The sequence below is a fragment of the Caulobacter sp. 602-1 genome, from assembly GCF_003931565.1.
Lineage (GTDB): Bacteria > Pseudomonadota > Alphaproteobacteria > Caulobacterales > Caulobacteraceae > Caulobacter.
The window spans coordinates 20,158-45,865 of the sequence record NZ_RRYI01000007.1 but is presented as its reverse complement, the minus strand read 5'-3'; the positions used below and the strand labels follow the sequence as shown (position 1 = coordinate 45,865).

Genomic DNA, 25,708 nt, shown 5'->3' with positions numbered 1-25,708 from the left:
CCTTGGAGCGGGCGGGGGGAATCGAACCCCCGACATTCAGCTTGGGAAGCTGACGTTCTACCTCTGAACTACGCCCGCCAAAGGGACGCTCCGTTTAGCCTGGGATGTCCGCCTACTCAAGTCGCCTTCGCGAGGGGCCTTCTGGGGTCGCATTGGTCAAGGTGACCAAATTGCGCCGCATGGTTCGTCTCCTTATCCGCGGCGACACGGATGGGAGTCGATCGGCGCGTGGCAGTCCTGACGGAAATCTCTCTTAGAGCCGAGTCTGGCCGAAACCCGCCGCGCATGGCGTTCGGCGAGGTGACGATCGATGTCGAAAGCCGCCGCGTGCGCGGGCCGACCGGCGCCAGCAGCCTGGAGCCCCGGGTTTTCGATCTGTTGCGGGCCTTGGTCGAACGACCGGGCCTGACCGCCTCGCGCGATCACCTGATCGAGACGGTGTGGGGCGACGACGACGGCTCCGACGAGGCGCTGAGCCAGGCGGTGGCCAAGCTGCGCCGGGCTTTGGGCGACGACGCCCGGGCCCCGCGATTCATCGAGACGGTGGCCGGGCTGGGCTATCGCTGGATCTTCGAGGAGCCGCCAGAACGTCCGCGCCCGCCCGGACCGCGCTGGTCGAGGGGGCCAGCCTGGGTGGTCGGCGGCGCGGCTCTGGCGGTGATGGTCGGCGGCTTGGGCGGGGTCGGCGTCTATGCTTGGGCGCGGGCGGAAGAGGCCGACCGCGTCGAGATTCGCAAGACCCGCGCGCAGCGCACGGCCGACGGCTGCCTCAAACAGGAGCGGCCCGGGCCCTCGTCGCCCGGCTGCGAACCGCCGCCGGTCCCGCGTGAATTCGTCAAGCGATAGACGTGAAAAAGGCGGGCGCCGCGGCGCCCGCCTTCCTCGTCCCACCTTGGCCTATCAGGCCTTGATGAAGGCCAGCAGATCGGGATTGATCACGTCGGCGTGGGTCGTGGCCATGCCGTGCGGGAAGCCAGGATAGGTCTTCAGCGTGCCGTGCTTGAGCAGCTTGATGCCCAGACGGGCGCTGTCGTCGATCGGGACGATCTGGTCGTCCTCGCCGTGCATCAGCAGCACCGGCACGTCGACCTTCTTCATGTCCTCGGTGAAGTCGGTTTCCGAGAAAGCCTTGATGCAGTCGTAGTGGGCCTTGGTTCCGCCCATCATGCCCTGGCGCCACCAGTTGTCGACCGTGGCCGGCGACACCTTGGCCCCAGGGCGGTTGAAGCCATAGAAGGGGCCCGCTGCCACATCGTGGAAGAACTGGGCGCGGTTGGCGAGCTGGGCGGCGCGGAAGCCGTCGAACACCTCGATCGGCAAGCCGCCCGGATTGGCGGGCGTCTTCAGCATGATCGGCGGCACCGCGCCGATCAGCACGGCCTTGGCCACGCGGCCGGGCTTGGCGCGGGCGACATAGTGGATCACCTCGCCGCCGCCGGTCGAATGACCGACATGGACGGCGTTCTTCAGGTCCAGGTGGTCGGTCAGGGCGATGACGTCGGCGGCGTAGGTGTCCATCTCGTTGCCGGTGTCGGTCTGGGTCGACCGGCCGTGGCCGCGGCGGTCATGGGCGATGACGCGATAGCCCTGCAGCAGGAAGAACATCATCTGGGCGTCCCAGTCGTCGGCGCTCAGCGGCCAGCCGTGGTGGAACACGATCGGCTGGGCGGTCTTGGGACCCCAGTCCTTGTAGAAGATCTGCGTGCCGTCCTTGGTGGTGACGAAACCGCTGCTCATGTTCGAAGCTCCTGGAGCGGCCGTCGCGACGGCCGGGTTGGCGAGGGTGGGGACGGCCGCGAGCGCGCCCAGGGCGAGTCCGCCAGCGAGCACGCCGCGACGCGAGGTTTCGATCGGGTCGTTGGCCGGTTCGTTGGCGTCCATGGTCGTGCCCCTCGTGTGGAGGCGCCCGCCTGCGGCGGCGCGCCGTCGTTCTGCGAGACGGACAGTGGCCCAGGGGGGCGGGGCGGGATTGGACGGCCTGGACGCGGTTTGAATGTTCGTGAGGCTTGTCGGTCAAAGCGCGCGAGAACCTTGAATGCAAAACGCCGCCCGGGCGGACCGGGCGGCGTTCGAAAGCGTCTGGACTGGGAGCGCTTAGTTGCCTTGCGGCGGCGGGCCTTCCGGCGGCGGGCCGGGAGGCGGACCGCCTTCCTGGGCGCGGCGGGCGCGCATCTTTTCGAAGGCGGCCTTCAGCTCGTCCAGCGTGACCTTGCCGTCGTTGTTGGCGTCGATCATGGCGAAACGGTCGGCCGGACGGCCCGTGGCGTCCCATTCGGCCTTGTCGACCGCGCCGTCGCCATTGGAGTCCCAGCGCTTGAAGATGTCTTCCGGCGCCGGCATGCGGCCGGGCGGCGGGCCTTCCTGAGCCAGGGCGGCGCCGCCGGCCAGGGTGGTGAGCGAAGCAAGCGCGACGAGCAGCGTACGGCGCATGATGGGTTTCCTTCCCCGAGAGATGTCCCTGACCGAGGTGGATGAGCCGCGATTGTTGCCGGCTTATTGCGGGATTACGGCGGGAAGGGGCGCGGCTGAACGCGAAACGCCGCCCGGTCTCGCGACCGGACGGCGTCCGCTATCCCTTCACGCACACCACCTGGCGCAGGGTGTGCACGATGTCGACCAGGTCGGCCTGGGCGGCCATCACCGCGTCGATGTCCTTATAGGCCATCGGCGTCTCGTCGATCACGTCGGCGTCCTTCCGGCACTCGACGCCGGCGGTGGCCGCCACGTGGTCGGCGAGGGTGAAGCGCCGCTTGGCTTCGTTCCGGCTCATCGCCCGTCCCGCCCCGTGCGAGCAGGTGCAGAACGAGTCCGGGTTGCCCCGGCCGCGCACGATGAACGACTTGGCGCCCATCGAGCCCGGGATGATGCCCAGCTCTCCGTCCTTGGCCGACACCGCGCCCTTGCGGGTCAGGTAGACGTCCTTGCCGAAGTGCTTTTCCCGCGACACGTAGTTGTGGTGGCAGTTCACCGCATGCTCGGTCACGGTCAGGTCCGGGAACGTCTTCCTCAGCACGGTCAGGACCTGGTCCATCATCACCTCACGGTTGGCCAGGGCGTACTTCTGCGCCCAGGCCACGGCCCGGACGTAGTCGTTGAAGCCCTCGCTGCCTTCGGCGAAGTAGGCCAGGTCCTCGTCCGGCAGGTTGATGAACCACCGGCGCATCTCGTGCTTGGCCCGCTCGATGAAGTAGGTCCCGAACCGGTTGCCGACCCCGCGCGAGCCCGAGTGCAGCATCACCCAGACGTCGCCGGCCTCGTCGACGCACAGTTCGACGAAGTGGTTGCCGGTGCCCAGCGTGCCCAGGTGGCCGTAGCCGCGCGGGTGGCCCGCCTTCGGGTTGCGCGCGACGATGTCGTCGTAGCCGTCCTTCAGAGCGGCCCACTTCTCGGCCGCGATGGCCGGCGGCTCGACCTGCCAGGCGCCCTTGTCGTTGCGCCCGCCATTGTCGGTCCGGCCGTGCGGCACGGCGGCCTCGATATCCGACCGGACGCCGAACAGGTTGTCCGGCAGGTACTCGGCCCGGATCGAGGTGCGCACCGCCATCATGCCGCAGCCGATGTCGACGCCCACCGCCGCCGGGATGATCGCCTTGTAGGTCGGGATCACCGAGCCCACGGTCGCGCCCATCCCCCAGTGGACGTCGGGCATCACCGCCACGTGCTTGTGGATGAACGGCAGGCTGGCGACGTTGCGCAGCTGCTTGAGGGCGGAGTCCTCGATCGGAACCCCTTGGGTCCACGCCTTGATCGGCGCGCCGTCACTTTCGATATGCGTGAAGCCGCTCATCGGCTTCTCTCCTCTTGCTCCCCCTCCTGGCGGCGGGCCGGCAAGTGTTTCCGCACAAACGAAAAAACCCCTCCGGCTGATGGCCAGGAGGGGCTTTTTCGGACTTCCCGAGTTCAGTCGAACCCTAGGCCGTGATCCCCTCCAACGCGCGCGTGTTCGCGTACTCGACCTGGCGATCGAGCATGGTGAACAGTTGCGAATTGACTGGGGCTTTGTGCGCCATGGTCCTCATCCTTCGGGAGGCGGGCGATTACAGCGTTCGTCGGACCAGGGCTAGTGGGAGTGACGCGGAAGTTGAGCCGGTGTGGCCGAACGGGCACAGACGCAATCCTCCAGCACGCCGGAGGATATCCGCTTCAGTGCTTCCCGCGATCGCGCCCGAAGTTCGGTTCGGCGCTTTCCTGGCCGGCCGCCACGATGCCGCGGCGGATGGCGCGGGTGCGGGTGAAGTGGGCGTGGAGGGTGTCGGCGTCGCCCCAGCGGATGGCGCGGCTCATGGCCTGCAGGTCCTCGGTGAAGCGGCCCAGCATTTCCAGCACCGCGTCCTTGTTGGCCACGAAGATGTCGCGCCACATGGTCGGGTCGCTGGCGGCGATGCGGGTGAAGTCGCGGAAGCCCGAGGCCGAGTACTTGATGACCTCGTTCTCGGTGACGTTCTCGAGATCCGCCGCGCTGCCGACGATCGTATAGGCGATCAGGTGGGGCAGGTGGGAGACGACGGCCAGGACGAGGTCGTGATGCTTTTCCTCCATCAGCTCGACCTGGGCCCCGAAGGCGCGCCAGAAGGCCGACAGCTTGGCGACCGCGGCGGCGTAGTGCTCGTCGTCGCTGTCGAAGGGGGTCAGGATCGTCCAGCGGTTCTCGAACAGCTCGGCGAAGCCCGAGTCGGGACCCGATTGCTCGGTGCCGGCGATCGGGTGACCGGGGATGGCGTAGATCTTCGAGAGGTCCTGGGCGCGAAAGGCCTCGGCGACATTGGCCTTGGTCGAGCCGACGTCGGTGAGGGTCGCCCCAGCCTTCATGGCCGGGATGACGACGGCCGCCAGTCCGGGGATCGACAGCACCGGCGTGGCGATGACCACCAGGTCGGCGTCCTTGACCGCTTCGGCGATGTCGCCGGTGACGTGCTCGGCGATGCCCAGTTCGACGACGCGGGCGCGATTGGCCTCGCTGGCGTCGGCCACGGTGACTTCGCCGACGACGCCGTGCTGGCGCGCCGCGCGGATCACCGAGCCGCCGATCAGGCCGCAGCCGATGACGGTGAGCTTGGGATAGAGAAGACCGGGATTGGACATCTAGCGCGCCATGAACTCACTCAGCAGGTCGACGACCGCCCGGTTCTGCTCTTCCAGGCCGATGGTGATCCGGATCGCGTCGGGCAGGCCGTAGTTGGCCACGGCGCGGACCAGATAGCCCTTCGACGCCAGGAAGGCCTCGGCCTCGAGCGCGGTCTTGCCGGGCGTGGTCGGGAAGGTCGCCAGGACGAAGTTGGCCGCCGACGGCGTCACCTCCAGGCCCAGGCCGCCCAGCTGCTGGGCCAGCCACGGTCGCCATTGCTCGACCAGCGCGAGCGAGCGGGCCTGGAAGTCGTCGTCGAACAGGGCCGCGACGGCGGCTTCCTGGCCGGGGATCGAGGTGTTGAACGGCGGGCGGATGCGCTCGATCGGCTCGATGATGTGGGGCGGCGCATAGCCCCAGCCCACGCGCAGGGCGGCCAGGCCGTGCAGCTTCGAGAAGGTCCGGGTGACGATGACGTTCTCGGCGGCGCGGGCCAGGTCGAGGCCGTCCTCGAAGCGCGGATCGCTGCAGAATTCCGAATAGGCGCCGTCCAGCACCAGGATCACCGACGGCGGCAGGGCCGCGTGCAGGGCGCGGATCTCCTCGCCCGTCAGCCAGGTGCCGGTCGGGTTGGCGGGGTTGGCGATGAACACCAGACGCGTGCGCTCGTCGATGCATTTCACCGTCTCGTCGATGTCGATGCGGTGGTTGATCTCCTTGGCCATCCGCACCTGCGCCTGGCAGGCGCGGGCCCCGATGGCGTAGGCGGCGAAGCCGTGCTCGCCCTGGACGATGTTGTCGCCGGGCTCCAGATAGACCTGGCACAGCAGGGCGAAGATCTCGTCGCTGCCGTCGCCGAAGGTCAGGCGCTCGGGTTCCAGCTTGAAGCGCTCGGCCACGGCGGCGCGCAGGATATTGGCCTTGCCGTCCGGATAGACGTGCATCCGGTCGACCGCGTCGCGATAGGCCTGCTTGGCCTTGTCGCTGCTGCCCAGGATGTTCTCGTTGCTCGACAGCTTCACCGGATGGGCGACGCCCTCGATCTTCGACTTGCCGCCGACATAGGCGTGGATGTCCATGATCCCGGGCTTGGGAACGGGACGGGGCGCGGCGAAGCGATCGGTGGGAGCGGCGGTCATCGGACTACTCAGCTGACGGACGTCTGGTTTGCAGACGGCCGCTTCTTACACGTCGAACTGCTCGGGTGCAGCCCCGATGACGCCCGTAAGTTGGCCCGGCGCGCGGGCCAGGCGCTCGTCATCGGTCTGGAAGAAGCCCGACAGCGAGAACAGCTTCAGACCGCCGGCCTCGGCGACCTGCTCGGCGGCGACGCCGTCCTGGCTGAGCGCGTCGACGATGGCGGCCGTGCTCTTGGCCGAGTCGGTCACCCAGAAGGTCTGGTCGTGGCCGGTGGGCTCGACCTCGACCTCGGCCACGGCCAGGGCGGCTTGCGGTCCCCAGGTCGCCAGGCAGGGCAGGGCGGCGAACACCTTCAGCTTTGGCTCGGCCAGCAGGCGGCCCCACCAGGGCGTGTCGGCGGCCAGCGGCAGGACGGCGACGCCCCACGGGGCGCGGGCGACGGCCAGGGCGTCCTGGGCGGTGGCGACGATCGACAGGCGCGGCGCGGTCCCGAAGCGCAGGCGGGTCAGTTCGACGGCGCGGGCCGGCTCGCGGCCGCCGAACACGGCCAGTTGATAGGGACCCTGGCGCGCCAGGTTGTCGGCCATGATCTCGCGCCAGATGCGGATGACCAGGGCGTTGGAGGCGCCGGTGCGGGGCGCTTCCAGAAGCTTGCGGACGATCTGGGCCTCGCGGCCGGGGCGCAGGCCAAAGCCCGTGTCGCCCGAGGCGCGCTTGGCGGCCGCGACGGCGCTGGCCAGGCCGGCGCGCTCGTCGAGCAGTTTCAACAATTCACCGTCGATGGCGTCCAGCCGCCATCGGACCTCTTCGAGAGACGGTGTGGCGTCCGTCGCGTCGCTGCCCATGTTCTTCCCCGAAATTGGAGGGCGGACCATAGTCTTTGCCGCCGAACACGCAATAGCCGGCCCTGTTGGGGAAGGAAATTGCGTTTCCGGCGATCAGTGCTCGGTCAGTACACCTTCGGGGCTGGGCCCGTATCGATCACACCCAGGTAGGTGCGGCCGCCCTGGAACTTCAGGTCGGCCTCGATGACCGGCTCCTGGCCCGCGGCCTGGGCCACGGCGGCCAGGGCCTGTTCCGGCGTCCTGATCGGTTGGCCGGGGGCGGCGCGTTCCTTGAGCGCGACGCTCAGCGAGCCGGTCACCGCGCCGTCCGGGTCGACCGACAGGACGCCGGACTTGGCCTTGCCTTCCGCGTCGCCGGCCAGCAGCTGGCTCTGTTGAACGCTGATCTGACCGCCGGCCGCGCTCCAGCGCTTGACGGCCGCCTCCCAGTTGCGGCCGCGCAGGTACGAGACGTGCGACAGGCGGGTCTCCAGGATCATCGAGGCGGTCTTGTCCTGGGCGATGCGGCCCAGCAGACCGGTGAAGGCGGTCTTGGCGCCGTCGGCCTTGAAGAAGATCGCGCCCTGGTCGTCGGGACCGCCGCGGGTGTGCAACTGCATGTTGGCGGCCGAGACCAATTGGAACGGCTTGGTCCCGGGGGCGGGGGTGAAGGTCAGCTTGGCGCCCTCGACCGAGATGCGCGGCGGATATTCGGTCACGTGCGAGATGCTGGCGCGCAGGGCCTGGCCGGTGATGGTCACGTCGCCGGCCTCGGGACGGGTCAGCACCACGCCCTGCGGGGCGACCAGCACCCAGTGGGTCAGGTCGTAGATCTCGGCCTCGCCCTTGAGCACGGGGGCGCGGACGGCCCAGCCGGTGGGTTCGGCCACGCGGGCGTTCGTCAGGTCGACGTTCATGCGGAACGGAAAGCCCGAGAAGGTGCGGGCGCTCCACGACAGGTCATAGCCGCGTGATTTCAGGTCGGCCGACTGGGCGTCCATTCGCTGCTCGGCCTGACCGCGCAGCCAGAACCAGCCATAGCTCCAGCCGCCCGCGATGACGGCGGCGAGGATGAAAGGCGTGAACAGACGGCTGCGCCGAGCCTTCCGGGGGGCTTTGCGGGACGGGCGGGCGTCGGTATGGGTCATGTATAGGGCGCGTCCAGTCGGGATCGGGAATGGGTTTGGCAGGCGACGGCGAAGATCGCTGGGTGTTCGGATACGGATCGCTCATGTGGCGGCCCGGGTTCCCGTTCATAGACCGAAGAACGGCCGTGCTCCACGGTCGCCGGCGGGCCTTCTGCATCTATTCCGTCCACCATCGCGGCACCTACGAGCGACCGGGCCTGGTGCTGGGCCTGGCGCCCGGCGGCGCGGTGCGCGGCATGGCCTACCGGGTGGCGGCCGGCGAATGGGAAGAGGTCTACGCCTATCTGCGCGAACGCGAGCAGCCGACCGAGACCTATTTCGAGACCTCGCGAGACGTGAAGATCGATGGGAGCGGCAAGGTCTCGGCCCTGGTCTTCCTGTCGGACATGAAGCACGCCCAGTGGGCCGGGGCGCTGACCCTGGAGCAGCAGGCGGCGCTGATCGCCGGGGCCACGGGGCTTTCCGGGCCGAACATCGACTATCTCAGGGATCTCGTCCTGCACCTGCGCGAGGACGGGGTGCGCGACGGGACGATGGAGAAGCTGTTGAAGATGGTCGAGGCGATCGGGCCGTCCTAGACTCCGGAGTCCTCCAGGGCCTTGGTCGCGGTGTCGATCCGGGTCTGCAGCTCGCGCATGAACTCGCCGCGCTTCAGGCCGGCGGGGATGGGTTCGAGATAGTCGAAGACGATCGCGCCGGGCTTGATGACGAAACCCTTGTTCCAGTGGCCGCCGCAGTTCAGGGCCAGCGGCGTGACCGGCATGTTCAGCTCGCGATACAGCGCGGCGATGCCGGGCTTGTACTCGCCGGGCTGACCGGGGAGGCCGCGGGTGCCCTCCGGGAAGATGATGATCTGGCGGCTCTCGGTCATGCGCGCGGTGGAGTCGCGGACCAGCTTTTTCAGCGCCGTCGAATGGCCGGCGCGGTCGACCACGATCATGCCGGCCTTCATCCCGTGCCAGCCGAACAGCGGCACCATCAGGAGTTCCTTCTTCATCACGAAGCAGGCGTCGGGCAGCAGCGCGAACTGGCTGAAGACATCGAACATCGACTGGTGCTTGGCCGCGACCAGGGCCGGGCCGGTCGGACGCTGACCGCGCACCTCGACCTTCACGTCGGCCAGCCAGCGCAGGGCCCAGATCAAGCCCTTGGCCCAGGCCTTCAGCGACCAGGTGTTGGCGGCGCGGGGCAGCGGGTAGGTCACGATCATGCCCACGGCCCAGACGATGGACCACAGCCAGAAGAACAACTGGAACAGGAACGAACGCAGATAGATCAAGACGCTTCCTTCGCCGCCGAGGCGGCTTTCTCTTTAGGACCCAGCCCCAGGAACGCTTCACGCCCCAGGATCGCCAGGTACTTGCAGTATTCCACGATCATCCGCCGGGCGCTGAGGCCGGTCTTCCACCAGCGATGAGCGTTCAGGTCGGTCTTGACCGGATAGGCATAGAGTTCGACGCGCGGCATGGCGGCCCGCAGCTCCAGCATCGAGCGCGGCATGTGATAGTCGGCGGTGACCACTATGAGGCTGCGATAGCCTTTGGACTTGGCCCACTCGGCCGTCTCGCGGGCGTTGCCGACGGTGTTGGCGGCGGCGAACCCCAGGTCCACGCAGCAGTCATAGATCGGCTTGACCGCCTTGGTCACCGTCAGGACATCGGCGCGGGTGGCTTCGCGGTTCACGCCGGAGATCAGCAGGCGCTGGCCCTTGCCTTCCTCCAGCAGCTTGGTGGCGGCCTCCAGGCGCAGGGTCGAGGCGCCGGTCAGGGCCACGACGCCGTCGGCCACCGGCGGCTCCTTGGCGGGCGTCGACTGGTCCACCCGACCGGTGAAGGCCAGCAGGCCCAGGCCCCAGATCATCAGCGCGATCAGCAGCGCGGCGAGCGTCTTCATGGCGTTTGGATCTTCACGGCATCTCCCCCACGATGCGCGACGCCGCCAGGCGGGCCGAGAGCCCGGCGATCAGGGCCGCGACCACCGGAGCGGGCAGGGCGGCGACCAGATCGATCCAGGCCAAGGGCAGGATCGGCGCAACCCCCGCGCCGCCGCCGAAGTAACGCGCAACGACGCCGATGATGGCCGCGCCCGCGCCGCCCAGCAAGCCCGCCAGCGCGCCCATGGTCGCGAAGCGGTTCTGGAACAGGCTGGCGATGAAGCCCTGCTCGGCCCCGGAGAAGTGCAGCACCTCGATCACGTCGCGTCGGGCGGCGAGGCCGGCGCGGGTGGCGAACGCGATGACGGCGGCCGTGGCTGCGGCGATCAGGGCGAAGACGCCCAGGGCCGCCAGCCGCGCCAGGTCGGCGGCGCGCTCGATATCGGCGATCCAGCGGCTGTGGTCGTCGACCGTGGCGTCGATGCCGGCCGAGCGCAGGGCCTTGTCCAGCACCTGGGCGGTCGGCGGGGCCTTGGGGTCGAGCTCCAGGGTGACGAGGCGCGGGGTCGGCAGGTCGTCGACCAGGGCCTCCTTGCCGATCCACGGCGCGAGCAGAGCCTCGGCCTTTTCGCGCGGCAGGGCCTGGGCCTCGGCCACGCCCCTGACCCCGGCCAGGGTCTCGGCGGCGCGGGCCGCGGCGCTGTCGGGCGTCTCGTTGGCGCGGGCCCGGACCACTACGGTGGCCGAGTTGACCAGTTGCGAGGTCCAGCCATGGGCGGCGCGGTTGGCGGCCAGGGCGGCGAAGGCGGTCAGGCAGGCCAGGAAGCAAAGCACCGCCACCACGAAGACCAGCGCCCCGTCGCGAGCGTCGCGCGGCGGCAGCAGCGGCCCCGGCTTCCAGCGGGCGACCTGGAAGAACTCGCTCATCGAGGGCCTCCCGCGTCGACCAGCCGGCCATGTTCGAGGTGCAGGGTCGGGCGGCCGGCGCGGGCCACCAGATCCTCGTCGTGAGTGGCGATCAGCACCGTCGTGCCCAGGCGGTTCAGCTCGACGAACAGGCGCAACAGGCGCAGCGACATGGCCGGATCGACATTGCCGGTCGGCTCGTCGGCCAGCAGGACGTCGGGGCGGTCGACCACGGCGCGGGCGATGGCCAGGCGCTGCTTCTCGCCGCCGGACAGGGTGGCGGGAAGCGCATGCATCCGTTCGCCCAGGCCGACCCAGGTCAGCAGTTCGGCGACATCCTCGCGGTAGGTGGCGGGCTTGCGCTTGAGGATACGCAGGGGCAGGGCGGCGTTGTCGAACACCGACAGGTGCTCCAGCAGGCGAAATTCCTGGAACACCACCCCGATCCGGCGACGCAGGAACGGCAGATCGGCGGTATGGGTAAGGCTGACATCCCGCCCGAAAAGCTCGACGCGACCCCGTGACGCACGGTGCGCCAGATAGATCAGCTTGAGCAGAGAGCTCTTACCCGCGCCCGACGCGCCGGTCAGGAAATGGAATGAGCCCGGCGCCAGGGAAAAGCTGATATCTCTTAGGGTTTCCGGCGCGCGGCCGTAACGCATCGAGACGCCTTCGAACCGGACCACCGGAAGGGCGTCATCGCCCTGTTCTGTGTCGATCCGCAAGGCGCGTCACTTGGGTTTCTGGACATCAGGGTTAAAATCAGCGACCCCCTTAAGCTGTGTGGGGAGCGTTCGATTCGCGGCCATGATACTGACCTGTCCGGAGTGCGCCAGCCGCTATTTCGTCGACGACTCCAAGGTCGGCGCGACGGGGCGTGTCGTGCGTTGCGCTTCCTGCGGTCACCGCTGGACCGCCCGCAACGACGACGCCGAAGACCTGTTCGACGAGCCCGAAGCTCAGACCCTCGCCGGCCAGACCGATGATCCCGAGCAGGTCCCCGAGACCGTGGCCGAAGGCGGGAGCGCCGACGGCGAGGAGCCGCCCGTCAGCGCCTTGCCGGGCGAGGAGCTTCCCAAGGTCTTCCGGGCGCGCGCCGACGCCGAGCGTCGCCTTCGCGAGGCCACCGCCACCGGCGTCATCTGGGCCGGCATGGCCGCCGCCATGGCGGTGGTCGTGGTCGCCGCCCTGATCTTCCGCATCGACGTGGTCAAGATCCTGCCGGGCTCGGCCGGCGCCTATGCCGCCGTCGGCCTGCCGGTGAACACCATCGGTCTGGTGATCGACCGCGGCAGCATCAAGGCTCAGCCCGTCATGCAGGACGGTCACGCGGCGGTGACCATCACTGGTTCGATTCGTAACATCACCGAACATGAAGTGCTGGCCCCGCCGCTGCGGGTCGAACTGCTGAACAAGCAGGAAAAGCGCGTGGCCGGCCAGCTGGCCGCGGCCGCCGACGCCAAGATCCCTCCGGGCGAGGTGCGTCACTTCTCGATCACTTTCCTGAATCCGCCCCGCACAGCCAAGGACTTGCAGATCGGCTTCGCCACCGAAGCTGGCGCGGCCAAGGCGGTGAAGGCGGCGCTCCACAAGCCCGAAGGCCACGGCGGCGAACCCGAATTAGACCTGCGCGGCGCCCAGGACGCCCCCGCCGAGCACGAAGCGGCTGGACAGGAACCCCCGGGACATGAGAGCGGGGACGAAACTCCTCCCCCTGCAGACTCTCATGAACCCGCCCACCATGAATGACACCAAACAGCCCGAAGTCCTGATCTCGGAAGCCGAGATCGCCGAGCGGGTTCAGAAACTGGCCGAGGCCATCGCCCCGCGCATCGACAACGACACCGTCGTGGTCTGCCTGCTGACCGGCGGCCTCTGGTTCGCCGCCGATCTGACCCGCGCCCTCTACAAGGCCGGCCGCGACGTGCGGTTCGACGCTCTGTGGCTGGCTTCCTATCACGACGAGCGCAAGAGCACGGGCCGCTGCGAGGTCCGCGCCGACCTGCAACGTCCGCTGGTCGGCCGCCGCGCCCTGGTCGTCGACGATGTGTTCGACACGGGCCTGTCGCTGTCGGAAGCCGCCCGTCTGGTCAAGGACGCCGGGGCCAGCGAAGTGCTGACCGCCGTGTTCGCCCGCAAGCCCTGGCCCAAGGATCGCGGCATGGAGCCGGACTTCGTCGCCTGGGAAGCGCCCGCGCGCTACCTGGTCGGCTACGGCCTCGACGACGAGGGCAAGAGCCGCGGCCTGCCGTATATCGGCGCCCTGGACTAGAAACCCCTAGGCCGCGCGCTGCGGGCGCGTCGCCGATTTTTCGTCGATTTGGAACAGGTCGACCCGGTCGGCCAGTTCCTGCGTCTCGTTGCGCAGCGCATGGGCGGCGGCCGTGGTCTCCTCGACCATGGCCGCGTTCTGCTGCACGACCCTGTCCATCTCGCCCATCGTCGTGTTGACCTCGCCCAGGCCTAGGGCCTGATCGCGGGCCGAGGCGGCGATGGCGTTGACCTGGGCGTCGATCTCGGCGACGCGGGCGATGATCCGCTGCAGCGCCTCGCGGGTGCGGCCCACGCGCTCGACGCCGGCGCTGACCTGCTGGCCCGAGACGTTGATCAGGTCCTTGATCTCCTTGGCCGCGCTCGCCGAGCGTTGGGCCAGGGCTCGAACTTCCTGGGCCACGACCGCGAAACCGCGCCCGGCCTCGCCCGCGCGCGCGGCCTCGACGCCGGCGTTCAGCGCCAGGAGGTTGGTCTGGAAGGCGATCTCGTCGATCACGCCGATGATCTTGCCGATCTGGCCGGACGAGGTTTCGATCAGGGTCATGGCCTCGACGGCCTCGCTGACCACGGGATCCGAGCTTTCGGCTTCCTGGCGCGCCGAGGCCGCCGCGGCGTTGGCCTGGCTGGCGCTGTCGGCGGTGCTGCTGACCGCGACGGTGATCTCGCCCAGGGCGGCCGTTGTCTGGACCAGGCTGGCGGCCTGGTGCTCGGTGCGACGGGCCAGTTCGTCGGAGGCGCGCGACATGTCCGCGACGCCCGCGGTCATGCTGGCGGCGTTGCCGGCGATCTCGCGCATGGCGGCCTGCAGGCGCGACAGGGCGTCGTTATAGTCGGCGCGGAGCGGCTCGTAGCGGGCGGCGAAGGCGTGTTCCAGCCGCCAGGTCAGGTTGCCGCGCGACAGGTGACCCAGCGCCGTGGCCAGTTCCTCGACGACCTGGGTCTGCTCGGCTTCCAGCGCGGCCTTCTGGCGAGCCTGTTCGGCATTGGCGGTGTCGCGCGCGACGCGCTGGGCCTCGGCCTCGGCGTTGGCGGCGTCGGCGCGCGAGGCCGCGTCCAGCGCCTTGTCGGTGCGGGCGTTGACCGTGACGAACAGCCGCGACACGCCGGCGGTCAGCCAGATCAGCGACCAGGCCGTGGCGAAGGTGACGCCGGCGTCGAAGGCCAGGCGCAGGGGCGTGACCTCGCCGCTCATGAGAACGTGCGGGGCGATCGCGGCCATGGACAGCTCGATCCCCACCACGGAGGCCGCGCCCACGGCGACGGCGCGCCAGTCGCCATAGGCGACCAGCAGGGCCAGGGCGGCGAGGTAGGCCATGCGAGCGTCGGCTTGAAGCGGATGGCCGGAAAAGGCGGCGATGAACAGGCTGACCTGGCCCATCAAGGTCAGCGCGGTCGAGATTCGCTGGGCGGCGTTGTCGCGCCAGATCGCCCAGCCGCCCCAGGCCAGGGCCGCCAGCAGCACCGAAGCGCCAGCCAGCGGCGGGACCGGGCGACCCGCCATCATGGCGGCGGCCGGGGTGATCAGAACCAGCGCCGCGATACAGGCCAGCACCAGATGGCCGCCGAGCTTCCGTTGGGCCTCGATACTGTCGAATTCAATGAGGTTGCCCACGGCCGAGCTCCACTGTTCCCCGAAACGGGAGCAGCTTTACAACGCGTTGGTTAATCCCTTGTGGCTGTGGGGTCTTTTTGAGGCTTCCGTAAAATTACCTAGATCCAGTCCGGGACGAGATCCCGCGCCAGCATCTCGTCATAGGTCGGGCGCGCGCGGATCACCGCGTAGCGGTCGCCGTCGACCAGGACCTCGGGGACCAGAGGCCGGGTGTTGTACTCGCTGGCCATGGCCGAGCCGTAGGCGCCGGCCGACATGAAGGCCACCAGATCGCCCGAGACGAACGTCGGCAGGGCGCGATCGCGCGTGAAGGTGTCGCCCGTCTCGCAGACCGGGCCGACCACGTCATAGACCGTCTCGGCGCCCAGCTGGTCCTTGGCGCGCCTGGTCACCGGCCGAATGTCGTGGAAGGCGTCGTACATGGCCGGCCGGATCAGGTCGTTCATGGCGGCGTCGATGACCAGGAACTTGCGGCCTTCCGGACGCTCGTGGACATGGATCACTTCGGAGACCAGCACGCCGGCGTTGGCGGCGATGACTCGGCCCGGTTCGAAGGCCAGCTTGACGGGAAGGCCCTTGGTGACCTCGCCGACCATCGCGCCGAACTCGGCCGGCGAGGGGGGCGCGGGGCTGTTGAAGTAGGGCACGCCCAGGCCGCCGCCCAGGTCCAGGCGCTCGACCGACAGGCCTTCGCCCAGCAACTGCTCGACCAGACCCCGCATCTTGCTGAAGGCCGCGCGCATGGGCGTCAGGTCGGTGATCTGGCTGCCGATATGGCAGGCCACGCCGATGGGCTCGAGATTGGCGTTGTTGCTGGCGTTGGCGTAGAGGCGCGCGGCCTCGGCGAACGAGACGCCGAACTTGTTCTCGGACTTGCCGGTGGCGATCTTCGCGTGGCCGCCGGCCGCGACGTCCGGATTGACGCGGAAGGCGACCTTGGCCCGCAGGCCCAGGCTGGCCGCGACCTCGGCGATCAGGTTCAGTTCGGGCTCGGACTCGACATTGATCTCGGCGACGCCGGCCTTGAGGGCGAACGCGATCTCGCGACGGACCTTGCCGACGCCGGAGAAGACGATGCGCTCGGCCGGGATGCCCGCGGCCAGGGCGCGGCGGACCTCGCCCTCCGAGACCGTGTCGGCGCCGGCGCCCAGGTCGCCCAGCACCTTCAGCACCGCGACGTTTGAATTGGCCTTCACGGCGTAGGCGACCAGCGGGTCGACCACGCCGCCGGCGATCAGAGCGTCGCGGAACACCGTGAAGTGCCGCTCCAGCGTGGCGCGGCTGTAGACATAGACCGGCGTGCCGACCTCCGCCGCGATCCTGGCCAAGGGCACGCCTTCACAGGCCAGGCCCTCGGGGCCGTACTCGAAGTGGTTCAACGGAATCTCTTACCTGGGCGTGGCGCCGGGGAAGCCGGCTTGCGAGGGGCCGCCGAACGGATCGTTCGTGCCGGGCAGCGGCGCTTCGCGAATCGTGCGGTTGCTGGAGGCCGGGTCGCGGATCTCCTGGGCGCCGCCGGCGCGGGCCGGCTGGTTGGCCTGGGCCGATGCGGCGCGGCGTTCAGCTTCCCAGGCGGCCTTCTTGGCCGGGTCCCACATCGGCGCGGGACGCTCCAGAGCGCCTTGCTTGCCGCAGGCGGCGGCCGTGACGGCCAAGGCGGTCAGCGCCAGCAGGGTGAGGGGGCGCGAGGCGAGCTTGCGGGGCGTCATGCGAGGACTTCCTTCCAACGCGCGATCTGGGCGCGGACCTGGGCGGGGGCGGTCCCGCCGTAGCTCATGCGGCTGGCCGCCGAGGCGGCCGGGGTCAGAACGGCGTAGACGTCCTGGGTGATCCGGGGCTCGATCGCCTGGAACTGCTCCAAGGTAAGATCGGCCAGATCGACGCCAAGACCTTCGGCCGTCTTCACGGCGGAGCCTGTCACGTGGTGGGCGTCGCGGAAAGGCATGTTCAGCGTCCGCACCAGCCAATCGGCCAGATCGGTGGCGGTCGAGAAGCCCGCGCTGGCGGCCTTGGCCATGTTTTCGGTGTTCGGCGTCAGGTCGGCGACCATGCCGGCCATGGCCAGCAGGGACAGTTCCAGGGCGTCGAAGGCCTCGAAGGTCGGGACCTTGTCCTCCTGCATGTCCTTCGAATAGGCCAGCGGCAGGCCCTTCATGACCACGGTCAGGGTGGTCAGCGAGCCCAGGATCCGGCCGACCTTGGCGCGGATCAGCTCCGCGGCGTCCGGGTTCTTCTTCTGCGGCATGATCGAGCTGCCGGTCGTGAAGGCGTCGGTCAGCTTGATGAAGCCGAACATCGGCGTCGTCCAAAGCACGATCTCCTCGGCCAGGCGCGACAGGTGCGTGGCGGTGATCGAGGCGGCCGACAGGGCTTCGAGCGCAAAGTCGCGGGCCGAGACGCTGTCCAGCGAGTTGGCGGTCGGGCGGTCGAAACCCAGGGCCGCCGCCGTCTGGTGACGGTCGATCGGGAACGGCGAACCGGCCAGGGCGGCGGCGCCCAGCGGACACTCGTTCATGCGGGCGCGGGCGTCGCGGAAGCGGCTGGCGTCGCGGCCGAACATCTCGACATAGGCCATCAGGTGGTGGCCGAAGGTCACCGGCTGGGCCGGCTGCAGGTGGGTGAAGCCCGGCATCAGGGCGTCGGCATGGGCCTCGGCCTGGGCCAGAAGGGCCTTTTGCAGGGCTTCGAGTTGCGCCGCGGAGCGGTCGGCGGCGTCGCGGACCCACAGGCGGAAGTCGACGGCCACCTGGTCGTTGCGCGAGCGGGCGGTATGCAGCCGGCCGGCGGTCGCGCCGATCAGCTCGCGCAGCCGCGCCTCGATATTCATGTGGATGTCTTCGTATTCGTCGCGGAACGGGAAGGTCCCGGCCGTGATCTCGCCCTCGATGGCGTCGAGGCCTTTGAGGATTTCCTCGCCGTCGGCGCTTGCAATCACACCTTGGCTGATCAACATCCGGGCGTGGGCGCGGGAGCCTGCCAGGTCCTGCGCCCAGAGGCGCTTGTCGAAGCCGATGGAGACGTTGATCGCCTGCATCAGTTCCGCCGGCTTGGCCGAGAACCGACCGCCCCACATGGCTTGACCCTGGCCCTTGTCGGCCTTGGGCGTATCGGAGGCGTTGTCGGTCATATGAGCGAAGTCCAATCGGAGGCGGCGGCCAAGAAGCGCAACCCGATAAGGCTGGCGCTGGGCGGCGTCGTCCTCGTCGGCGTGGCGGCGGTTCTATACGTCATCGCCAGTGCTTCGTTCAAACCCCATGGGCCCGCCGATCTCAAGGAATTCAAGAAGGGAACGCTGGAGAAGCTCGACGTGCCCGCCACGCCGCGTCCCGCGCCCGATACGGTCTTCACCAGCCTGGACGGCAAGCCCGCGACCTTGGCCGACTTCAAGGGCCGGGTCGTCGTCATGAACCTTTGGGCGACGTGGTGCGCGCCGTGCAAGGCCGAGATGCCCACCCTGGCCAAGCTGCAGGCCGTCTACGCCACCCAGCCGGTGACCGTGCTGCCGATCAGCGTCGACCGCGATAGCGACCTCAACCTCGTCAACGAGGAGATGGCCGCCAATCCGCCGCTGAAGACCTATCGCGATCCGTCCTACAAGCTCTCGTTCGCGCTGGAGCCCAAGGCGGCCGGCTATCCGACGACGATCATTTACGACCGCCAGGGCCGTGAGCGCGCCCGCATGGCCGGTCCGGCCGACTGGTCCAGCCCGGAAGCGCGCGGAATCGTCGAGAAGCTCCTGGCCGAGAAGTGATTGATCCGGCGCTTCTAGAACCCCTGGCTGACGACGCCTGGCCGGCCCGTGAGCGCGCGCGGCTGGGCGGCTGGCGGCTGAACGCCTCGTCCGGCCGCTCGATGCGGATCAACGCCTGCTGGCCGCTGGCGACGCCGGATCGCGATCCGGAGGCCGCGCTCGATGCGGTCGAGGCCTGGTTCGCCGAACGCGGCCTGCCGCCGCGCTTCAAGCTGACCGATGGCGTCGTGGCGCCCGCCGATCTGGCCGCGCGGCTGGCGGCGCGCGGCTACGGCGCCTGCAAGGCGACCCTGGTGATGCTGGGCCAATTGAAGGATGTGGCGGGCGGGGAGGGCGACGCGGCGATCCGCCTGTCGGACACGCCCGACGCCACCTTCGAGGCCGTTTTCACCGCCACGGCCGGCGATCCCGAGGATGGTCGCGAGCGTCTCGAGGCCCTGGGTCGGATCCCCGCGCCCGCTCGCTTCGCGCGGCTGGACATCGACGGCGTCCCGGCGGCGATCGGGGCCAGCGCCATCGGCGGCGGCTATGCCGGGATCTTCGGCATGCGCACCGTCCCCGACCATCGTCGCAAGGGCCTGGCCCGCCGCGTGCTGCGCTCTCTGCTGGCTGAGGCCGAGACCCTGGGCGCCGATCGCGCCTGGCTGCAGGTCGAGGCCGACAACGCGCCAGCCATCGCCCTCTATGCCGACGAGGGTTTCACGCCGGGGTATCGCTACAGCTACTGGGTTCGCTGAAGGCAGCGCGATGCTCCGCCTGGCGTCGCTTAGGGGAACGTCTTGGCAGACTAGTTTACAAAACAAACTTGTTGATCCATGGTGCGGTCGCCTCAAGGGGAGACCCAAGCCATGCACGCGCCCCTCAGCGCCTCCGAGCGGTCGACGCTCGCCCAAATCGGCGGGCGCAACGCCCCGATTGGCGCCCTGCGCGCCTTCGTCACCCTGCTGGTGATCGCCCACCACGCGGTGCTGACCTATCACCCGTATGCGCCGGCCCCGAAGGCGTTCGACGCCCAGCCGATTCTCTGGACGGCCTTCCCGGTCGTGGACCCGCAAAAGTTCGGCGGTTGGAGCCTGCTGACCCTGGTCAACGACCTCTTCTTCATGTCGCTGATGTTCTTCATCTCGGGCCTGTTCGTCGCCGACGGCCTGAAGGCCAAGGGGGCGGGCGGCTACCTTAAGAGCCGGGCCTTGCGTCTGGGCGTCCCGTTCGTCCTCGCCGTCGGCCTGCTTGCCCCGCTGGCCTATTTCCCGGCCTGGCTGCAGTCGGGCGGCGCGCCGTCGTTCACCGCCTTCGCCGAGGCCTGGACGCATCTGCCGTTCTGGCCCAGCGGCCCGGCCTGGTTCCTCTGGGTGCTGCTGGCGTTCGGCGGGCTCTTCACGGCGGTCTACGCGATGTGGCCTGGCGTCACCGCCGTCCTCGGTCGCGCGGCGAAGGGCGCGGACGCCAAGCCAGGTCGGTTCTTCTGCGGCTTGGCGGCGGTAAGCCTGATGGCCTATCTGCCGCTGGCCATGACCACCCCGTTCGGTCATTGGACGATGGTCGGACCGTTCGTGGTCCAGACCGCGCGCATCGGCCACTACTTCGTCTACTTCCTGGCCGGGATCGCGGTCGGCGCCGCGGGCGTGGGACATGGCCTGACGGATCCCGAGGGGAAGCTCGCCAAGCGCTGGCAGCTCTGGCAGCTGGCCCCGATCCTGCCGATCGTCGGGGCGGTGGCGACCATGATCATCGCCTTCTCGCCGAACCCTCCGCCCAGGCCGCTGCTGGATTCGTTCGGTGGGCTGATGTTCTGCCTGGCCTGCGCCACGCTGTCGTTCGCGGCGCTGGCGACCTTCCTGCGCTTCGTCCGCGAGACGGGGCCCATCGGTCGGAGCCTGCAAGCCAACGCCTACGGCATGTATCTGACCCACTACGTTTTCACGTCCTGGCTGGCTTGGCTGCTCCTGCCGCAGGCCTGGGGCGGTCTGGCCAAGGGGTGCGTCGCGTTCGGCGGGGCTGTCGTGCTCAGCTGGCTGACCACCATGGTCCTGCGCCGCATGCCGCTGTTGGGGCGAATCCTGTGAGCCGTCATGATGCAGCGCTGAAGGGGATCGGCATGCCAGAGGATCAACTTAGCAAGCTCAAGAGCGCCCAGGACGACCTGGCCTTCCTGCGCGGCCTCGCCGAGGGCGGCAAAGAGCGCGGCGGGCTGGGCGTGGCCGGAGGCGCGCTCTACGGCTCGGCGGGCGTGCTCTACGGCGTCCAGACCCTGAGCTATTTCGTCCAGGAGAAGGGCCTCCTGAGCCTGGGGGCGACGGGGAACATCGTGATGGCCTGGGCGCCGACGGTGATCTTCCTGATCCTGATGACCATCGTCATCGTCATTGACCGCAAGAACCCCCAGCGCGGCGTCACCAACCGCGCCGTCAACGCCGCCTTCGCGGGCACGGGCATCGCCAATCTGGCGCTGGTGGTGGTCTTCGCCTCGGCCGCTGCGCGCAACCACGACTTCCGCTACTGGCTGTTCCATCCGGCCGTGGTGTTCATCCTGCAGGGCGCGGTCTGGTACGTGAGCTTCGTATTGCGCAAGCGGGCGTGGATGGCGCTGGTGGCGATCGGTTGGCTGGTGTCGGGGGTCGCCATGGGAATGCTGATCCATCGCGCGGACCTCTATCTGGCGATCGCGACCTTCGGCCTGTTCGCCTTCATGGGGGCCCCCGGCTTCTTCATGATGCGCCAGGCCCTGCGGCCGGGCGCCTGAGACGATCGTGGCGCCCAGGTTCGACATCAGCGGGCTGGACGACGTCATCCATGGCCGCGTGCGGCTGGGGATCGTCGCCTACCTGGCCAGCGCCGAGGTCGCCGATTTCACCGAGCTGAAGGACGTGCTGGAGGTCACCCAGGGCAATCTGTCGATCCATCTGCGCAAGCTGGAGGAGGCCGGATACGTCTCGATCGACAAGAGCTTCGTCGGCCGCAAGCCCCTGACCCGCGTGCGCCTGACCGAGACCGGGAGAGCGGCCTTTTCGAACTATCTGAAGACGATGGGCCAGCTGGTCGAGCAGGCCGGGGGCGGGGCCTAAAAGCCGAGTTCGGCCCGCAGCTCGGCCGCGCTCATGCCCGCGGTCCTGAGTTCACGCAGGGTCTGGGCCTTGTCCCGTTTGGCGTAGCGCTTGCCGTCCGGACCGACCAGCAGGCCGTGATGGCGATAGGTCGGAGTCGGGTGGCCCAGCAGGGCCTGCAGCAGGCGCTGGATGTGAGCGGCCTCGAACAGGTCCTGACCCCGGATCACGTGGGTGACGCCCTGCAGGGCGTCGTCGTGGACCACGGCCAGGTGATAGGCGACGCCGACGTCCTTGCGGGCCAGGACGATGTCGCCGGCGGTTTCCGGGCGGACCTGGATGACTCCGGTCTCGCCATCGGGGCCCGCGCCCTCCTCGACGAAGGTCAGGCCGTCGAACCCGCCGAGCGCGTCACGCGCCGCCGCCAGCGACAGTCGCCAGGCGAAGGCCTCGCCGCGTTCGAGGCGCCTGGCTTCCTCGTCGGCGGGCAAGGGCGCGCCGACATAGGGAACCGTCGGCGCGTGCGGGGCGCGGCCGATGTCGATCTCCTTGCGGGTCTTGAAGCAGCGGTAGACCAGGCCGCGTTCGCGCAAGGTCTCGATGGCGGCGTGGTAGTCGGCCAGATGCTCGGACTGCCGGCGGACGGGCGTTTCCCACTCCAGGCCCAGCCAGGCCAGGTCCTCGAAGATCGCCGCGTCGTATTCCGGCCGGCAGCGGGTGGCGTCGATGTCCTCGATGCGCAGCAGGAAGCGGCCGCCGGCTTCCCGCGCGGCGCGGTAGGCGGTGAGCGCCGAGAATCCGTGGCCGCGATGCAGATAGCCCGTCGGCGACGGGGCGAACCGGGTGACGAAGGTCACGCTGGCTTCAGTCCTTAGGGGCGGTGAACTTCGCGAACATGCCCAGGTGCTCGAACACGGCGCGGAGGAAGGCTTCCTCGCCGCCCAACTGCGCCTTCAGCGTAGCGAACTGCTTAAAGCCGATCATCTCGGCCAGGCCGTGGCCGGCGCACCAGGCGGCGATGGTCGCCAGTTCCAGGTCGATGTCGCTGACGTGGCCGCCGCTGTTCTCGTTGATGGTGTCACGGACCTGGCAATAGGCGCCGTCGTCCTTCAGCTGGTCGGGCAGGGCGTCCTTGTCGCGCGAGCGGTCGTACATCACGCGATAGAGCGCCGGGTTGTCGCGGGCGAAGCAGACATAGGCCACGCCCAGATTGCTGATCCGCGCGCGGGCGTCGTCGGTCGAGGCGCGGGCCGCCGACAGCGCCAGATCAAGCTCGTGCCAGCCCTCATGGGCGACGGCTTCCAAGAGCTCGGCCTTGTCCTTGAAGTGATGATAGGGCGCGGCGGGGCTCACCCCGGCCTCGCGCGCCACAGCCCGCAGCGACAGGGCCGCCGGACCTTCCGTTTCGAGGATCTTGCGGGCGGCGTCGACCAGGGCGCGGCTCAGGTCGCCATGGTGATACGGACGGGATTCGGCGGTCACGGTGCTCATCGGTCCTCACTGTAACAGCGCCTTTCTAAATTTTCATCCAAACACTGTACAGATTATCTTGACGTCGTTCAGATTGGCGCTATCTAAGCGTTGTCCAGATTGGTTCGGCGAAGGCCAGCCAAGGCCCGTTGGGGGCCGGACATGACACTGGAGGGACTCCTCATGCACCGCACGCTTACCGCCTTCGAAAACGCCTTCGACCGTCTGGCCGCCGGCTATTTCCTCGTCATCGCCCTGGGCGTCGCCGCCGCCGTCGCTGGCGTCGTTCTGTAAAGACTGATGGTTCGCTGTCGGCGGGTTCGCCCTTGAGCGCCCGCCGCCGCGTTCGGCTTGAAGCTTCGCCGTCTTGATCCCTGTTCGGGGCGGAGCTAACCAGAGTCCGGCGCGTTAGGCCTTCCGACGCCGTTTTCATCCGTACGCGTCGCAGGCTTTTTCCATGATCCAAGACATCGTCCGATGAGCGTCGCCTTCACCAAGGAAGGCGACAGCGAGGCCTTCGCGGCCGATCTGCCCGACCGCCCGATCTCCACCCATCCCAATCTCGTCACGCCCGAAGGCCTGGCCCAGATCGAGGCCGAGCTGACCTCGGCGCGCGCCGCGTACAGCGCGGCGCAGAGCGCCGGCGGGGCGGCCGATGGCGATCGCACGGCCATGGCGCGCGCCACCCGCGACCTGCGCTACTGGTCCGCTCGCCGGGCCACCGCCCAGCTGATGGAGCGAGACCCGGCCAAGACCGCCGTGCAGTTCGGCGACCGCGTGACCTTCGAGCGCGAAGATGGGCGTGTGCAGACCTTCCGCATCGTCGGCGAGGACGAGGCCGACCCGACCCAGGGTTCGATCTCCTATGTCGCCCCGATCGCCCGGGCCCTGCTGGGGAAGGTCGTCGGCGACGTCTCCCCCGCTCCTGGCGGCGAGGTCGAGATCACGAGCATCGGCTAGTCCAGCAAGTTCCGGATTGTCAGCGGCCGCGGGGCGGGGTCCCTTGAGGCCGATGTTCGTTCCCCCCACCGCCGACGCCCTTCTTGAAGCCCGCAGGCATCTGGCGTCCGTCGACCCGGCGCTCGCCGCGATCGAGGCCGTCACGCCAGCCTTCGAATGGCGCGTGAGTACGGGCGGCTTTCCAGGCCTGCTGAAGATGGTCGTGCAGCAGCAGGTCTCGCTGGCCTCGGCCGCCGCCATCTGGGCGCGGGTCGAGGCGGGCCTGCCCGACATGACGCCCGACGCGGTGATGGGCCACGAGGACGCCTATCTGCTGTCGCTGGGCCTTTCGCGGCCCAAGGCCCGCTACGTCCGCGCCATCGCCCACGCCCACCTGGCCGGGACCTGCGATTTCGACGCCCTGCCGGGCCTGTCCGACGAGGAGGCGATCGCGGCGCTGACGGCGATCACCGGCATCGGCCGCTGGACCGCGGAGGTCTATCTGATGTTCACCCAGGGGCGGCTGGACATGTTCCCGGGCGGGGACATCGCCCTGCAGGAGGCCATGCGCTGGGCCGACCGGTCCGAGGTCCGGCCGACCGAGAAGCAGGCCTATGCCCGAGCCGAGCTCTGGCGGCCCTATCGCGGCGTCGCCGCCCATTTGCTTTGGGCCTGCTATGGCGCCGTGAAACGTCGCGAGATCGCGCCTTTCTAGCTTCGGTCGGCGAGATGTCTTGGTTCTGTCGCTGACATGGCCCATCCTTTCCATGCGTTCGGGAATGAATGGCGATTCCCTGAATAGCGTAGGAAGGAGGCCCGTCTTCAGTCCTGTCGCGTACCACATCAGCCGAGGCGCTGAACGCTCTCACGTTCGCCTCGAAGGGGGGATCTGATGCAGGTCCTCACGCGCCCGCCCTCGGGCATGCCGGCCCTCGTGCTCAACGCCGATTTCAGGCCGCTCAGCTACTATCCGCTGTCCGTCTGGCCATGGCAGGAGGTCATCAAGGCGGTTTTCCTGGATCGCGTCGACGTCGTGGCCAGCTACGATCAGGTCGTCCATTCGCCGTCGTTCGAGATGCGGCTGCCCAGCGTCGTGGCGCTGAAGCAGTATGTCCCGCAAGAGCGGCCGCCGGCCTTCACCCGCTTTAACCTGTTCCTGCGCGATAGCTTCAGCTGCCAGTACTGCGGTTCGCCGGAGGATCTGACCTTCGACCACGTGATCCCCCGCTCGCGCGGCGGCCGGACCACCTGGGAGAACATCGTCACCGCCTGCGCGCCCTGCAACCTCAGCAAGGGCGGCCGCACGCCGCGCGAAGCGGGCATGCAGCCCTTCCACAACGCCCGCCGACCTTCGATGCACGAGTTGCAGGAGCGGGGACGTCGGTTCCCGCCGGGGCGGTTGCACGTCAGCTGGCTGGACTATCTGTACTGGGACATCGAGCTGGAGGCTTAGGCCTCTGGCTTCGGACAGCAAAACGGCCCGGGCTGTGCACGAAGGGGATAGCTGTCCCGGGCCGTGGCTGTGAGCGGAAGGGGATAGACCGCCGAAGCTGAACCTCAAATGCGGGGCGCAAGGCCAAGGTTCCAAAGCTCGCTGAAAAATTTCGGGCGCGAGACGGGCACGTGTCGCGAGGGGCGGCCCATGCAACCCGAACCTGGACC

At 68.9% G+C, this 25,708-nt stretch carries 30 protein-coding genes and 1 tRNA gene; 13 read left to right on the top strand and 18 right to left on the bottom strand.

Going from position 1 to position 25,708, the window contains the following annotated elements:
- Positions 1–3: 3 nt before the first annotated feature.
- A tRNA-Gly gene (locus EIK80_RS19340) sits at positions 4–78 on the bottom strand.
- Positions 79–285: 207 nt separating this feature from the next.
- On the opposite strand from EIK80_RS19340, the gene EIK80_RS19335 reads away from it, so the two are divergent.
- Positions 286–846 carry a winged helix-turn-helix domain-containing protein gene (locus tag EIK80_RS19335; RefSeq protein ID WP_158624734.1) on the top strand — a complete coding sequence of 187 codons (561 nt, stop codon included), beginning with the start codon at positions 286–288 and terminating at the stop codon, positions 844–846.
- Positions 847–900: 54 nt separating this feature from the next.
- Here EIK80_RS19335 and EIK80_RS19330 read toward each other — a convergent pair whose 3' ends face one another.
- From EIK80_RS19330 to EIK80_RS19300, 7 genes are all read right to left on the bottom strand, one after another.
- Positions 901–1,737 carry an alpha/beta fold hydrolase gene (locus EIK80_RS19330; protein WP_199743562.1) on the bottom strand — a complete coding sequence of 279 codons (837 nt, stop codon included), beginning with the start codon at positions 1,735–1,737 and terminating at the stop codon, positions 901–903.
- Between the two features lie 357 nt (positions 1,738–2,094).
- Positions 2,095–2,430: an EF-hand domain-containing protein gene (locus EIK80_RS19325; protein ID WP_125158651.1), complete on the bottom strand. Its 336-nt coding sequence runs from the start codon at positions 2,428–2,430 to the stop codon at positions 2,095–2,097.
- Positions 2,431–2,569: 139 nt separating this feature from the next.
- Positions 2,570–3,787, bottom strand: a complete 1,218-nt coding sequence (locus EIK80_RS19320; RefSeq protein ID WP_125158650.1) for an RtcB family protein — start codon at positions 3,785–3,787, stop codon at positions 2,570–2,572.
- A 356-nt stretch (positions 3,788–4,143) separates the two neighbouring features.
- Positions 4,144–5,082 carry a prephenate/arogenate dehydrogenase family protein gene (locus EIK80_RS19315; protein ID WP_125158649.1) on the bottom strand — a complete coding sequence of 313 codons (939 nt, stop codon included), beginning with the start codon at positions 5,080–5,082 and terminating at the stop codon, positions 4,144–4,146.
- The gene (gene hisC, locus EIK80_RS19310) at positions 5,083–6,204 is read right to left on the bottom strand and encodes a histidinol-phosphate transaminase (protein ID WP_125158648.1); all 1,122 of its coding nucleotides are present in this window, start codon (positions 6,202–6,204) and stop codon (positions 5,083–5,085) included.
- 45 nt (positions 6,205–6,249) lie between these two features.
- Positions 6,250–7,050 carry a chorismate mutase gene (locus EIK80_RS19305; protein WP_125158647.1) on the bottom strand — a complete coding sequence of 267 codons (801 nt, stop codon included), beginning with the start codon at positions 7,048–7,050 and terminating at the stop codon, positions 6,250–6,252.
- Positions 7,051–7,154: 104 nt separating this feature from the next.
- Complete coding sequence (locus tag EIK80_RS19300; protein ID WP_125158646.1) at positions 7,155–8,177, bottom strand: DUF2125 domain-containing protein; 1,023 nt, start codon at positions 8,175–8,177, stop codon at positions 7,155–7,157.
- Positions 8,178–8,206: 29 nt separating this feature from the next.
- Between EIK80_RS19300 and EIK80_RS19295 the strand changes: the two genes are divergently transcribed.
- Entirely contained in the window at positions 8,207–8,755 is a 549-nt protein-coding gene (locus EIK80_RS19295; RefSeq protein WP_125158645.1) for a gamma-glutamylcyclotransferase, read from the top strand.
- Here the strand turns inward: EIK80_RS19295 and EIK80_RS19290 are convergent.
- From EIK80_RS19290 to ftsE, 4 genes are read right to left on the bottom strand one after another with little or no spacing between them, the layout of a single operon-like run.
- Positions 8,752–9,456 (bottom strand): 1-acyl-sn-glycerol-3-phosphate acyltransferase, encoded by a 705-nt coding sequence (locus EIK80_RS19290; protein WP_125158644.1) that lies wholly within the window; start codon positions 9,454–9,456, stop codon positions 8,752–8,754. The genes EIK80_RS19295 and EIK80_RS19290 overlap by 4 nt on opposite strands.
- Positions 9,453–10,070: a YdcF family protein gene (locus EIK80_RS19285; protein WP_125158643.1), complete on the bottom strand. Its 618-nt coding sequence runs from the start codon at positions 10,068–10,070 to the stop codon at positions 9,453–9,455. The genes EIK80_RS19290 and EIK80_RS19285 overlap by 4 nt, the downstream gene beginning before the upstream one ends.
- 13 nt (positions 10,071–10,083) lie before the next feature.
- Complete coding sequence (locus EIK80_RS19280; protein ID WP_125158642.1) at positions 10,084–10,977, bottom strand: ABC transporter permease; 894 nt, start codon at positions 10,975–10,977, stop codon at positions 10,084–10,086.
- Positions 10,974–11,681 carry a cell division ATP-binding protein FtsE gene (ftsE, locus tag EIK80_RS19275; protein ID WP_199743548.1) on the bottom strand — a complete coding sequence of 236 codons (708 nt, stop codon included), beginning with the start codon at positions 11,679–11,681 and terminating at the stop codon, positions 10,974–10,976. Before ftsE ends, EIK80_RS19280 begins: the two co-directional genes overlap by 4 nt.
- A gap of 58 nt (positions 11,682–11,739) precedes the next feature.
- On the opposite strand from ftsE, the gene EIK80_RS19270 reads away from it, so the two are divergent.
- Both EIK80_RS19270 and EIK80_RS19265 read left to right on the top strand, forming a co-directional pair.
- Positions 11,740–12,705, top strand: coding sequence for an MJ0042-type zinc finger domain-containing protein (locus tag EIK80_RS19270; RefSeq protein WP_199743547.1), 966 nt, complete (start codon positions 11,740–11,742; stop codon positions 12,703–12,705).
- On the top strand, positions 12,644–13,228 hold the full coding sequence (locus tag EIK80_RS19265; protein ID WP_199743546.1) for a phosphoribosyltransferase: 585 nt from the start codon (positions 12,644–12,646) through the stop codon (positions 13,226–13,228). Before EIK80_RS19270 ends, EIK80_RS19265 begins: the two co-directional genes overlap by 62 nt.
- A 6-nt stretch (positions 13,229–13,234) precedes the next feature.
- On the opposite strand, the gene EIK80_RS19260 is transcribed toward EIK80_RS19265, so the two are convergent.
- The 4 genes from EIK80_RS19260 to argH form a co-directional block, all read right to left on the bottom strand.
- Positions 13,235–14,842: a methyl-accepting chemotaxis protein gene (locus EIK80_RS19260; protein WP_125158639.1), complete on the bottom strand. Its 1,608-nt coding sequence runs from the start codon at positions 14,840–14,842 to the stop codon at positions 13,235–13,237.
- Positions 14,843–14,940: 98 nt separating this feature from the next.
- On the bottom strand, positions 14,941–16,221 hold the full coding sequence (gene lysA, locus EIK80_RS19255; protein ID WP_125158638.1) for a diaminopimelate decarboxylase: 1,281 nt from the start codon (positions 16,219–16,221) through the stop codon (positions 14,941–14,943).
- A gap of 9 nt (positions 16,222–16,230) precedes the next feature.
- Positions 16,231–16,551, bottom strand: a complete 321-nt coding sequence (locus EIK80_RS19250) for a hypothetical protein (protein WP_125158637.1) — start codon at positions 16,549–16,551, stop codon at positions 16,231–16,233.
- Complete coding sequence (gene argH, locus EIK80_RS19245) at positions 16,548–17,969, bottom strand: argininosuccinate lyase (RefSeq protein WP_125158636.1); 1,422 nt, start codon at positions 17,967–17,969, stop codon at positions 16,548–16,550. The genes EIK80_RS19250 and argH overlap by 4 nt, the downstream gene beginning before the upstream one ends.
- Between argH and EIK80_RS19240 the strand changes: the two genes are divergently transcribed.
- The 5 genes from EIK80_RS19240 (at position 17,970) to EIK80_RS19220 (ending at position 21,658) form a co-directional block, all read left to right on the top strand.
- Entirely contained in the window at positions 17,970–18,593 is a 624-nt protein-coding gene (locus tag EIK80_RS19240) for a TlpA disulfide reductase family protein (RefSeq protein WP_125158635.1), read from the top strand.
- Positions 18,590–19,330 (top strand): GNAT family N-acetyltransferase, encoded by a 741-nt coding sequence (locus EIK80_RS19235; RefSeq protein ID WP_125158634.1) that lies wholly within the window; start codon positions 18,590–18,592, stop codon positions 19,328–19,330. The genes EIK80_RS19240 and EIK80_RS19235 overlap by 4 nt, the downstream gene beginning before the upstream one ends.
- Before the next feature lie 111 nt (positions 19,331–19,441).
- Entirely contained in the window at positions 19,442–20,659 is a 1,218-nt protein-coding gene (locus EIK80_RS19230; RefSeq protein WP_125158633.1) for an acyltransferase, read from the top strand.
- 32 nt (positions 20,660–20,691) lie between these two features.
- Positions 20,692–21,336 carry a hypothetical protein gene (locus EIK80_RS19225; RefSeq protein WP_125158632.1) on the top strand — a complete coding sequence of 215 codons (645 nt, stop codon included), beginning with the start codon at positions 20,692–20,694 and terminating at the stop codon, positions 21,334–21,336.
- 7 nt (positions 21,337–21,343) lie between these two features.
- Complete coding sequence (locus EIK80_RS19220) at positions 21,344–21,658, top strand: transcriptional regulator (RefSeq protein WP_125158631.1); 315 nt, start codon at positions 21,344–21,346, stop codon at positions 21,656–21,658.
- Here the strand turns inward: EIK80_RS19220 and gluQRS are convergent.
- Both gluQRS and EIK80_RS19210 read right to left on the bottom strand, forming a co-directional pair.
- Positions 21,655–22,494 carry a tRNA glutamyl-Q(34) synthetase GluQRS gene (gene gluQRS, locus EIK80_RS19215; RefSeq protein WP_125158630.1) on the bottom strand — a complete coding sequence of 280 codons (840 nt, stop codon included), beginning with the start codon at positions 22,492–22,494 and terminating at the stop codon, positions 21,655–21,657. The genes EIK80_RS19220 and gluQRS overlap by 4 nt on opposite strands.
- Positions 22,495–22,501: 7 nt before the next feature.
- Positions 22,502–23,128 (bottom strand): TetR/AcrR family transcriptional regulator, encoded by a 627-nt coding sequence (locus tag EIK80_RS19210; RefSeq protein ID WP_125158629.1) that lies wholly within the window; start codon positions 23,126–23,128, stop codon positions 22,502–22,504.
- Between the two features lie 162 nt (positions 23,129–23,290).
- Between EIK80_RS19210 and EIK80_RS19205 the strand changes: the two genes are divergently transcribed.
- The 4 genes from EIK80_RS19205 (at position 23,291) to EIK80_RS19190 (ending at position 25,499) form a co-directional block, all read left to right on the top strand.
- Positions 23,291–23,401, top strand: a complete 111-nt coding sequence (locus EIK80_RS19205; RefSeq protein WP_125158628.1) for a hypothetical protein — start codon at positions 23,291–23,293, stop codon at positions 23,399–23,401.
- Positions 23,402–23,584: 183 nt separating this feature from the next.
- Complete coding sequence (gene greA, locus EIK80_RS19200; protein WP_125158627.1) at positions 23,585–24,067, top strand: transcription elongation factor GreA; 483 nt, start codon at positions 23,585–23,587, stop codon at positions 24,065–24,067.
- A 52-nt stretch (positions 24,068–24,119) separates the two neighbouring features.
- Entirely contained in the window at positions 24,120–24,761 is a 642-nt protein-coding gene (locus EIK80_RS19195) for a DNA-3-methyladenine glycosylase (protein ID WP_125158626.1), read from the top strand.
- Positions 24,762–24,935: 174 nt separating this feature from the next.
- Entirely contained in the window at positions 24,936–25,499 is a 564-nt protein-coding gene (locus tag EIK80_RS19190) for an HNH endonuclease (protein WP_125158625.1), read from the top strand.
- The last annotated feature ends 209 nt before the right edge of the window (positions 25,500–25,708 follow it).